Annotated in this window: 12 protein-coding genes; 6 read left to right on the top strand and 6 right to left on the bottom strand. The window is 57.0% G+C overall.

Annotated features, from left to right (window positions below):
• Positions 1 to 115: 115 nt before the first annotated feature.
• From Q8Q07_00385 to Q8Q07_00360, 6 genes are all read left to right on the top strand, one after another.
• Positions 116 to 802 (top strand): ABC transporter permease, encoded by a 687-nt coding sequence (locus Q8Q07_00385; protein MDP3878750.1) that lies wholly within the window; start codon positions 116 to 118, stop codon positions 800 to 802.
• Positions 803 to 804: 2 nt separating this feature from the next.
• Positions 805 to 1,890: an ABC transporter ATP-binding protein gene (locus tag Q8Q07_00380; GenBank protein ID MDP3878749.1), complete on the top strand. Its 1,086-nt coding sequence runs from the start codon at positions 805 to 807 to the stop codon at positions 1,888 to 1,890.
• Between the two features lie 77 nt (positions 1,891 to 1,967).
• Positions 1,968 to 2,948: a GTP 3',8-cyclase MoaA gene (gene moaA / locus Q8Q07_00375; protein ID MDP3878748.1), complete on the top strand. Its 981-nt coding sequence runs from the start codon at positions 1,968 to 1,970 to the stop codon at positions 2,946 to 2,948.
• Between the two features lie 195 nt (positions 2,949 to 3,143).
• Positions 3,144 to 3,626: a cyclic pyranopterin monophosphate synthase MoaC gene (gene moaC / locus Q8Q07_00370; protein MDP3878747.1), complete on the top strand. Its 483-nt coding sequence runs from the start codon at positions 3,144 to 3,146 to the stop codon at positions 3,624 to 3,626.
• Between the two features lie 185 nt (positions 3,627 to 3,811).
• Positions 3,812 to 5,074: an MFS transporter gene (locus tag Q8Q07_00365; GenBank protein MDP3878746.1), complete on the top strand. Its 1,263-nt coding sequence runs from the start codon at positions 3,812 to 3,814 to the stop codon at positions 5,072 to 5,074.
• Between the two features lie 11 nt (positions 5,075 to 5,085).
• A complete protein-coding gene (locus Q8Q07_00360; protein MDP3878745.1) occupies positions 5,086 to 6,318 on the top strand; it encodes an MFS transporter in 1,233 nt (410 codons plus the stop codon).
• A gap of 336 nt (positions 6,319 to 6,654) precedes the next feature.
• Here the strand turns inward: Q8Q07_00360 and Q8Q07_00355 are convergent, their stop codons facing one another.
• The 6 genes from Q8Q07_00355 to Q8Q07_00330 form a co-directional block, all read right to left on the bottom strand.
• Positions 6,655 to 7,860: a molybdopterin-binding protein gene (locus Q8Q07_00355; GenBank protein ID MDP3878744.1), complete on the bottom strand. Its 1,206-nt coding sequence runs from the start codon at positions 7,858 to 7,860 to the stop codon at positions 6,655 to 6,657.
• Positions 7,857 to 8,360 carry a molybdenum cofactor biosynthesis protein B gene (locus tag Q8Q07_00350; GenBank protein ID MDP3878743.1) on the bottom strand — a complete coding sequence of 168 codons (504 nt, stop codon included), beginning with the start codon at positions 8,358 to 8,360 and terminating at the stop codon, positions 7,857 to 7,859. Before Q8Q07_00350 ends, Q8Q07_00355 begins: the two co-directional genes overlap by 4 nt.
• 59 nt (positions 8,361 to 8,419) lie before the next feature.
• Positions 8,420 to 9,037 carry a pyruvate kinase alpha/beta domain-containing protein gene (locus Q8Q07_00345; GenBank protein MDP3878742.1) on the bottom strand — a complete coding sequence of 206 codons (618 nt, stop codon included), beginning with the start codon at positions 9,035 to 9,037 and terminating at the stop codon, positions 8,420 to 8,422.
• 157 nt (positions 9,038 to 9,194) lie between these two features.
• Entirely contained in the window at positions 9,195 to 9,758 is a 564-nt protein-coding gene (locus tag Q8Q07_00340) for a pyruvate kinase alpha/beta domain-containing protein (GenBank protein ID MDP3878741.1), read from the bottom strand.
• A 63-nt stretch (positions 9,759 to 9,821) separates the two neighbouring features.
• Positions 9,822 to 10,430, bottom strand: a complete 609-nt coding sequence (locus tag Q8Q07_00335) for a pyruvate kinase alpha/beta domain-containing protein (GenBank protein ID MDP3878740.1) — start codon at positions 10,428 to 10,430, stop codon at positions 9,822 to 9,824.
• 196 nt (positions 10,431 to 10,626) lie between these two features.
• A partial coding sequence (locus Q8Q07_00330) for a hypothetical protein (GenBank protein MDP3878739.1) occupies positions 10,627 to 10,832 on the bottom strand: 206 nt, incomplete at its 5' end.

Below are 10,832 nucleotides of genomic sequence, written 5' to 3'. Positions count from 1 at the left end.
CACCTCAACCGAGATACAGGAGCTAATCGGGAATTAAGGCGTCAGGGACTACGGCATGCAGCTGTTCGTTCCCTGGACGGGGGCAGAACCCGGATAGGCTACCGGAGGATAAAAGTTGACCGAGCTATGGCAGGGCCTGATCAAGGCCATTGAGCTGATAGTCAGCCTTGACCCGGAGATAATGGAGGTTGCCGGGAGGTCACTGGGTATTTCCGTGACCTCCACGGCGCTGGCTTCTCTACTCTGCCTGCCCCTGGGTGGACTGATTCATTTCTCCAGTTTCCCGGGCAAGAGGAGCCTGCTCAACCTGATCCAGACGTTCTACAGCGTACCCACGGTCGCCATCGGACTGTTTGTCCTCGTCCTCTTTTCCCGGGCCGGGCCGCTGGGCGGGTTTGGCTTGCTTTTCACGCCCGCCGTGATTATATTGGGGCAGATAATACTGATTATCCCGATAATGCTCGGCATGACCATCTCGGCTCTCAACGGAGTGGACCGGGCGATACTGGACACCACCCGCTCGCTGGGCGCCAGCGGGCCGCAGATGGCGCTGGCCACCCTGAGAGAAGCCAGGTTTGCCGTCATCGCGGCAGTCAGCATGGGATTTGGACGGACAATCTCCGAAGTCGGCATCGCCATCATGGTCGGCGGCAATATCCGGGGGTTCACCAGGGTCATCACCACGGCGATAGCGCTGGAGTCAGCCAAAGGCGATATCGAGCTATCACTGGCCCTGGGGATAATTCTTCTCGCCCTTGCCCTGTCCGTCAATATCATTCTCAACAGGCTACAGCAGAGGTGATCATGCCTTTAATCGAAACGGTGAATTTATGCCAGAGACGCGGCACGCGGGATATTCTGACGAATATCAACCTGAGGGTGGAGCGGGGGGAAGTCTTCGCCCTGATTGGCCCCACCGGCGCCGGTAAGACCACCCTCCTCCGGTTGCTCGACCTTATTGACGTTCCGTATTCCGGGCAAATCTACTTTGACGGAATAGATACCGCCAGGGCGGGACGGGAGCGCCTGGCAATCCGCCGCCGCATGGCGTTCGTGCTGCAGAAACCGGTGGTATTCAACGCCAGTATCTATGATAACATCGCTTACGGACTGAAATGGAGGGGCATGGGGAAGGAGGATATCCGGCGGAAAGCCGGCAATATCCTGGACATGGTCGGTCTCTCCGCCGAGAAAGAGCGTAACGCCCGGACCTTATCCGGGGGAGAAGTGCAGAGAGTAGCTATCGCCAGGGCGGTGGCTATTGAGCCTGAGGTGCTGCTGCTGGATGAGCCGACGGCTAATCTCGACCCGATTTCAGCATCGAGGATCGAGGAGCTGATAACGGGCATCATTCAACGCCGCGCGACCACGATAGTAATGTCGACCCACGATATGGCGCAGGGCCAGCGCCTGGCGGACAGAATCGGAATGCTGGCCAGCGGGGAGCTTCTGCAGACCGGGAGCTCTGCTGACATATTCACCTCACCCCGGAACAGGGAAGTCGCCGAGTTTGTCGGCGTGGAAAATATCATCGACGGCATAGTGCTGAACAACCAGAACAAAGTGGTCACCATAGATATCGGGGGCAGCGTTATCGAGGCGATTTCACACTACGCCCCCGGCGAGCCGGTCTCCGTCTGTATCCGGCCGGAGGATATAACTTTATCCCTGTCCCGGATTGCGAGCAGCGCCCGGAATTCGTTCACCGGCAAGGTAACCCGGACGGTATCCATGGGGCCGCTGAGCCGCGTTGAAATAGACTGCGGCTTTGCGGTGGTCTCCCTGGTCACCAGAAAGTCGGCGGAGGAAATGGCTCTGGACAGGGGGACGCCGGTCTACGCCAGCTTCAAAGCTACCGGCGTCCACGTGATCAAGCGGGAAAGCCACTGATACCGGGATTAAAATGAAAAACTGTACAAAATCCGGCGGCAAAGTTAGAATTAGGATAGCACCAAGAGGTAAAGAATATGACCGGTCTTTTTGATTCCTGGCAGCGCCAGATTAATTACCTGCGCATATCGGTTACCGACCGCTGTAACCTGAACTGTATCTACTGCTCGGCGGGTTCGGTGCCGTATATGCCGCGAAACCAAATTCCCACTTATGAAGAAATCCGGAGAGTGGTCCAGGTAGCCGCCGGCATGGGCATCACCAAAGTGCGCCTCACCGGGGGCGAGCCATTGATGAGGTCAGACCTGAGCCAGCTGGTGGGCATGCTTGCCCGGATAGAGGGCATCGATGATATCGCCCTGACCACCAACGGTACGCAGTTGCGCAAGTACGCAATTGCGCTGAAGGAAGCAGGGTTAAAACGGGTCAACGTGAGCCTGGACACGCTAAAAAGAGACAGGTTCAAACGCATCACGGGTAAGGATAAACTGAGGGAGGTGCTGGCCGGTATCGAGGCGGCGGAACAGGCCGGGCTAAATCCGGTTAAGATAAACATGGTGGTGCTGCGGGGCATCAACGATGATGAGATTATCGATTTCGCCCGAAAGAGCCTCACCCCGGGCTGGCATGTCCGCTTTATCGAATTCATGCCTTTTGAGACCGCCAGCAAGGGAGTGGCCATCACCGTCCCCACCCAGGAAATCCAGGAACAGATCCAGTCCCTGGGCAAACTGGAGCCGTACGTTGATGAAACCGGCGGCGGTCCGGCTAAATATTTCCGGCTGCCGGGGGCTAAAGGCACTATCGGCTTCATCAGCGCCATGACCGAACACTTCTGCCGCACCTGTAACCGCCTGCGCCTCACCGCCGACGGGCAATTGCGCCCATGCCTGCTGGACGACGACGAGATTGACTTAAGGGAAGTGCTGCGCAACGGGGCCAGCCCCGATGAGCTGAAACGACTTATCCAGCAAGCCGTCACCGTCAAGAGGGAACGGCACCACCTGAACGAGGAACTCGCCCCGGAGAAACGGCCGATGCGCCAGATAGGGGGATAAAACAGCCGGTTCATAAACTGTTAGAGCTTTTTCTCCTTAATCTTGTGTCCCCCGTCAGACTGGACGTGGAGATACGCGTTTTCTGGATTCCGGCTGGAGTTTATCCCGTACCTGATACGGGGCCGGAATGACGATGGGGGCTATTTGTAACAATGACAACTCAGCCAACGCCTGGTAAGCGAAAGGAGCCGGACAATGGACAAACTTAGCCATCTGAACTCAAGCGGTGAAGCGAGAATGGTTGACATCAGCCCTAAAGGCGATACCGAACGGGAGGCGGTGGCCCGGGGACGGGTAATGATGAACCCGGCCACCCTGGAACTGATAAAGACCAGCGGGCTGCAAAAAGGGGATGTCCTGGCGGTATCCAGGGTTGCCGGTATCATGGCCGCTAAAAAAACGCCTGACCTGATACCGCTGTGCCACCCGCTGATGCTGAGTAACATCACTATTGAATTTGACCTGTCGGGGGAAGACGCTATCGGCATTACCGCCCGGGTGAAAAACACCGGCAAGACGGGAGTAGAGATGGAGGCTCTGGTGGCCACGTCCGTAGCCGCCTTGACTATCTACGATATGGCTAAATCAGTAGACCGGGGGATGACCATCACGGACATCTGCCTGGAGAGCAAACGGGGTGGTAAGAGCGGTATTTACCGCCGGGAGACCCGGGACTAGTGTCGTGCCAAGTAAAAAGGATTTCGGAGGTTGTCTGGAAAAGGCCTTTTTGTCATTGCGAGCGAAGCGTGGCAATCCGGGAGGCGGGGACGCTATCCCATTCCGGAATGCAGATGGGAAAGATGTCAATGATCAGGTTGACACCGGACTAGGCCTGCCCCATAGCTCGGGCAAGGAGATTATTATTGTTCTACGGGTGGTATGTCGTCTTCGCGGGACTGCTGCTGGCGGCTTACAGCGAATGGACAACTTTCTACGGGTTCACCGCCTTTGTGCAGCCGGTGGCTGATACCTTCGGCTGGAGCTATGCCCAGATCGCTTTAGCCACTTCTTTTCGCAGCCTGGTTTCCGGTACTTTAAGCCCGTTCATCGGGATGGGCGTTGACCGCTGGTCGCCCAAAATTACGGCGCTAACCGGGGTAATCATTTTAGGAGCCGGGTATTTTTTCTTCAGCAAGATCACCAGCCTGGGCACGCTCTACCTGAGCGTTATCCTGATCGGCATCGGCGGGGGGCTCTGCCATGTGGTGCCCACGACCACCGTTGTCCGGTGGTTCCGCAAAAATGTCGGTAAGGCGATTGCCATACTCTCGCTGAGCACCGGACTCGGCGGTCTGCTGCTGCCGGTACTGGTCAGGATGATCGACAGCTACGGATGGCAGCAGGCGCTGGTCATACTGGCCATCGGGATATGCGTCCTGGGCATCCCGATATCCTTTATCTTCCGCAGCCAGCCGGAAGACTACGGGCTCCTGCCGGATGGGCAGAAACAGCAAGATTTAATAGCTGACAGCGGCGCTGCCGTCCATGACTTCAGCCTGAGTGTCAGAGAAGCGCTGAAGACGCGGGCTTTCTGGCAGATGGGGGTCGCCTTCATGCTCCGGTTCCCTGCCATTATGGGGGTACTGACTCACATCATGCCCTATCTATCCAGCCTGGGAGTAGACAAGGCGACCGCCAGCACGGTGGTGATGATCATTCCCCTGGCCAGCGTCGGCGGGCAGTTGCCCTTTGGCTGGATGGCGGATAATTTCCAGAAAAAGTACATCATAGCTTCCGGTATGATGCTTACCGTCGTCAGCATGCTCCTCTTCTGGCTGATTGATGGCAGCTCTTTCTGGATGATGGTCCTCTTCGCCATAATTTTCGGCCTGGGCATCAGCGGGTTTTTCCCGCTCCGGGCGCCCCTGCTCAGGGATTACTTCGGCCGCGGGCGGTTTGCCACCATCTCCGGCTTAAACCAGCTATTCCCGATGATCGGGACGTTTGTCGGCCCGCCTCTGGCCGGCTGGATTTTTGACAGCACCGGTGATTACGGCTCCGCCTGGCTGATACTGGGGGCTACCGTGGTGATGGGGGTAATCTTGATGCTGACTATGCCCTCTCCTTCAAAATCGCCGGCAGCGCCAAAAGAGGCTGGGATTGAAACCCGACCACGATTCAGCTAAGATGGATTGTCGTGTTCTACGGATGGTATATAGTTGTCGCCAGTCTGTTTCTTATTGCCTATAATGAATGGGCAACCTATTACGGATTCACCGCTTTCATCGAACCTATTTCCGCCACCTTCGGCTGGAGCTACGCTCAAATTTCACTGGCCACTTCTTTTCGCGGTCTGCTATCGGGTACGTTAAGCCCTTTTACCGGCATGATTGTTGACCGCTGGTCGCCGAAAATACTGGCGCTGATCGGAGTAGCGTCATTAGGTTTCGGCTACTTCTTCTTCAGTCGCATCACCAGCCTGACCATGCTCTACGTCAGCTTTTTGTTTGTGGGCATCGGCGGCTCGCTCTGCTACATGGTACCCACGACCACTATCGTCAAATGGTTCAGCAAGAATGTCGGCAAGGCTACCGGCATCATCTCTGTAGGCGCCGGTCTCGGCGGTTCGCTGCTGCCGTTACTGGTCAAGATGATTGATACCTACGGCTGGCAAAATTCGCTGGTCGTCCTGGCGGTCGGGATTGGCGTCATCGGCATCCCAATATCCTTCGTTTTCCGCAGCCGCCCGGAGGACTACGGGCTCCTTCCGGATGGGGAGAAACCGGCAGACTCAACCAGTACCGCTGTTGCCATCGGCTATGATTTCAGCGTCAGCGTTAAGGAAGCGCTCAGGATGCGAACCTTCTGGCAGATAGGTCTCGCCTTCACCGTGCAGCTCGCCGGCATCATGGCGATACTGACCCATGTGATGCCCTACCTGATGAGCCTGGGCGTGGCCAAGTCCACTGCCAGCATGGTGGCGATGACCGTCCCGCTGGCCAGTATTTCCGGGCGGATACCCTTCGGCTGGCTGGCTGATATCTTCACCAAGAAGTATGTCAGCGCCGTGGCCATGATGATAACCAGCGCCGGACTCTTTCTTTTCTGGCTGATTGACGGCAGCTCTTTGCCGTTGATGATCCTGGCGGCCATCGTTTTCGGCCTGGGCGTCAGCGGGTTTGTCCCGGTGCGGGCGCCGCTGCTCCGGGAATACTTCGGCACGAAACGTTTTGCCTCGATTACCGGCCTGATGAGCACCTTCAGCATGCTGGGGATGATTGCCGGACCTCCCGCCGCCGGATGGGTCTTTGACACCTATGGCACCTACAGCCCGATATGGTTAATTCTGACCGCCGTCGCCCTGTCGGGGGCGGTCCTGATGGTTTTCATGCCGCTGCCTTTAAGGAATTCAAGGCAGGTTGAGGTATAATAGCGCTCCGGGTCCCGGCTTCCGCCGGAATGGTCTGCAATGCAGTTTGGGACAGCTCTGAATGGGTGCGCTAACGACTCTGTTGCCCAATTATAGCAAGCGGCAAAGAATAAGCGAAATCTAAGAGGCTATCTGAAAACAATGAATTGTCATCCTGAGCAAAGCGAAGGATCTGGGTTGAGGGGTTTCCATCCCACCCCCAGATTCTTCAGTCGCTCCGCTCCTTCAGAATGACATTTGCGGACACCCCCTGACAAAATAGCCGTGAGACACTGTTGTCGGACACGCTCAAACGGGTAAATGATTGCGCCGGTTCACTGGCGGAAGTAAGAAATACTAGAACAGCGTCACCGTGACCGGCTCGCCCTTCTCCAGCAAATCGATGTTCTCGGCAATCTCGATATAGCCATCGGCTTCAGCGGTGCTGGTTATCGCCCCGGACTCCTTGAACACGGGCACTGCCTCGTCGCCCTCAAGCTTGACCGTCAGGAACTGCCTCCGGCCGACACTGCCGGGGACCCTCCGTGAGAGCCTGGCCTGGACGGTCTCTCCTCTTCTCGGTGGCAGGTGGGCCATCTTCCTCACCGCCGGCAGCAGGAACAGGTAGGTGTTAATCAAGCAGGAAGTGGGGTAGCCGGGCATACCCATCAGCGGCTTGCCCTCGACCATGGCAAAAATGGTCGGCTTCCCCGGCTTCACCTGGATGCCGTGGAACAGTACTTCCCCCCACCCCACGATAACGCTGACCAGCAGGTCTCTCTCCCCCACCGATGAGCCTCCCGAGATGACCACTAGGTCATTCTTCAGGGCTTCGGTAATCATAGATTTGATGTGCTCGCGGTTGTCGCTGACGATGCCGGAACGAACGGGGATGCCGCCACTGGCGCTGACCACCGCGGCCACGGTATGGGAGTTAATATCATAAATCTGCCCCGGCTTTAACTTATCGCCAATCTCAACAATCTCTTCACCGCTGGGCAGAACGGCCACTCTTGGCCTGGCGTAGACCCTGACCCGCGCCGTACCCTGGGAAGCGAGCACCCCTATTTTACCCGAATCGAGAACGACGCCGCTCCGCAGAACCGGGTTCCCTTTCCTGATATCCTCACCCATCTTCGCCACGTTGGCTCCGGGGTAGGCCGACTTAAACACCTTGACCCGTCCGTCGGCCGACTCGGTATCCTCCACCATGACCACAGAATCGGCGCCTTTGGGCATCATCGCCCCGGTAGCAATCTGGACACACTCGCCAGCGGCTATTTTCTCCCGGGGCGTTTCCCCGGCATTCAGCTGACCGATGACATTGAGCACTTTAGGCCTGAACTGACCGGAATTGAAGGTATCCCTGGCCTTAACGGCGTAGCCGTCCATCGCCGCCCGGTCAAAGGGGGGGATATTTAAAGCGGCGACGACGTCCTCCGCCAGTACCCTCCCCGAAGCATCATCGAGAGCCACCGTCTCCACTGCGGAGACGGGCTTGATGTTGGCCTCGACCACCTTTTTGGCTTCCTCATAGGAAAGCAATGCGCCAAATGGTTTCACCTGATTACCTCCCTGACCAGATGCCCGATTTCAGGCAAAATTATCCTGTCCATTGCCAGGGTCGCCGCTCCGGTCGAGCCGGGGAGGCAGATGATAACCTTGCCTCTGATAACACCGGCAAAGGCCCGGCTCAGAATGCTGGCGGTACCTATCTCCTGGTAGGTCAGGAACCGGAAAAGCTCGCCAAAGCCATCCAGTTTTTTCTCCAGAAGCGGGGATACTGTCTCCACAGTGACATCACGGTGACTGGCGCCGGTGCCCCCGCTGGTGATGATGACCTGAAGCTCTTCCAACCCGAGCAACTCGTCTATCCTGCCTCTGATGGCGTCTGCTTCATCCCGGACGATGGCATATGCTAACAAGCGGTGCCCGTTCTGGAGCAGCCTCTGCTTTATTAACTCGCCGGACTCATCATCCTGTTCCGTGCGGGTATCAGAGATGGTAACAACCGCGCAGTTCACACTCCGCGGGGCATGTTTCCGGTGCTCCTGATAGCTCACTGTCTTTCTGTCTTCTCCCGGAGAATAGCTGTATTACGCCTGAAGCCTGATTACCGGAATCAGTGGTGGTGGTGCTCCGCGGCCGCCGCGGCCTGTGCCTGGGGCGCAACCGCGAAGTGGGGCTTGCAGATGACCTCCATCACCCTGAGGTCAAAGAACCGCGTAGAATTCACCGGTTTCAAAACTATCGCCGTATCCGCTCCGCGGTGACTGCCGCCGATGGAGATAACGGGCTCATCAGTACGCACCAGGCCGGCGTCAGCTGCCATCAGGCTGATCTCGCAGGCGACCTGGGTACCTGTCCCGAATATCCGCAGCGTATTGAGGATTATGTCCCCGAGCAGGTACATATTGAACTTGTTGCGCATCGCCCGGCTGACCCCGCCGAAGGCTTCCGTCGCGGTGAGCACCACGCCTCCCTTGCTCTCCATCTTCCGCCGGTTCTCCTCAGTGAACGGCTGCTCATTAGCCTCCTGATGGCCGGTAATACGGCTCACCGCCACTACCTTCATCCCCTTGAATACCTCCGTGGCTTTTACCGCCGTGTCGCCGCTGTTGGAGGCTACCAGTACCGTGTTAATGCCCGCTTCTTCCGCCCGCCGCCGGGCGATACGGAGCACCTCCTCCGTATTCTCACTGCCGGAGTTCTCAAAATAGACCGTCTTTGCTTCAACCATTCTTTTTTATCTCCTTCCAGGAACAATTCTCAGGCTTATAATTTAAGAATAACGTAAACGATTTCAGGGGTCAACCGGAGAAGCTACCAACGACTTCATTCTTTACTGGTGACGCAATCGGGCAACTCCGACAACCTCTCACCCGCCAGGCAATCCCCTAAAGGCGGGGTTTGCACAGGATCTCTTTAATCCTGAGGTCAAAGAAGCGCTGCGAATCGACGGGCTGCAAGACTACCGCCGTATCCACGCCCCGCCCGGTACCACCGAGAACGATGACCTCTTCATCGGTGCGGACTTTACCGGCATCAGCGGCGATGAGACTGATCTCACAGACCACCTTCATCCCCTGCCCGAAATTACGCAGCGTCTGGGCGATTATCTCCACCGGAGTAATAGTATCGAACTTCTGGCGGATTGCCCGGTTGACCCCGGCAAAGGCATGCGCCGCGGTGACGATGACGCCCCCGGCGCTCTCAACTTTGCGCCGGTTTTCCTCGGTAAAGGGCTGGACATCAGGCTCCTTCATCCCGGTAACGTAGCTGACCACAACCACCTCCAGTCCTTTGAAGAACTCCATCGCCCTGACCGCGGTATCGCCACGGGTAGAGGGCACCACAATCTTCTTGATGCCCAGCTCCCCGGCTCTGGTACTGGCGATACGAAATACCTCTTCCGTATTATCATGTCCGGGTCTGTCAAAATAGTATATTTTCCCCTCCATGTTCCCCCTTACGTGATTAGAATTTGTCCCATATATGTTGCCACCGGAAATCCGTTCCAGCGGTCAGTGATGGTGCCCTGCAGGAGGCGCCGCCGGTCTCTGCGCCAGGAGAGGTTTACAGAGGATTTCCTTAATCCTGAGATCGAAGAAGCGGGTAGAGTTTACCGGGGTGAGGACTGCCGCCGTATCCGCCCCCCGCCCGGTACCCCCGATGGCGATAACATCCTCATCAGTGCGCACCAGCCCGGCATCAGCCGCCATCATACAGATCTCACAGACCACCTTCACCCCCTGGCCCAGGACACGCAGCGTACCGGCGATGGTATCAGCCACGAGAGACATGTTGAACTTGTTACGCATTGCCCGGTCTACCCCACCGGCAAAGACCTCGGTGGTGGTCAGAACAGCCCCCCCGCCAGCCTCAACCTTCTGCCGGTTTTCTTCAGTGAACACCTGGGCATCAAGCTCCCGGTAACCGGTGATATGCCCCACCGCAATCACCCGCCTCCCGGCAAAGAACTCCACCGCCCTGACGGCGGTGACGCCGCGGGTGGAAGCTACCACAATCGTGTTGATGCCCAGCTCCTCCGCCCTGGCTCTGGCGATACGGAATACATCTTCCGTGTTGTCCTGTCCGGGCTTCTCAAAATAGTATACTTTACCCTCAATCACGCTTTCACTGTCCTTTCAAACCCTGCCAGAGTTGATTAAACAGGATAGCGTTAAAACAGATACGGTGTCAAGGAGGAGGGGGGAGGGAGGTTCTGCTTTAGTATGCCCGATAACCATACCGACGAAGCTTGTCCCGTACTCCGATACGGGAGTCGGCATCCAGTTGGGGTGGAGATGGCTGGATTCCGGCTGAAGTTTATCCCGTATCTGATACGGGGCCGGAATAGCATGAAATAGGTAAACTAACGCTATTTACAAAGCTCACACTAGTGTAGTGTATTACAAATGTCTTTACAGTTCTGTCATTCCGGACCCTGGCCTGTCGCCAGGACAGGCTTGATCCGGAATCCATGTCTATCCCCTGGATTCCAGCCTTCGCTGGAATGACAGCAACTTCCTTGA

This window comes from Dehalococcoidales bacterium (assembly GCA_030698765.1).
In the GTDB taxonomy this organism is placed as follows: domain Bacteria; phylum Chloroflexota; class Dehalococcoidia; order Dehalococcoidales; family UBA2162; genus JAUYMF01.
This window is presented reverse-complemented; position numbering and strand designations above follow the sequence as displayed.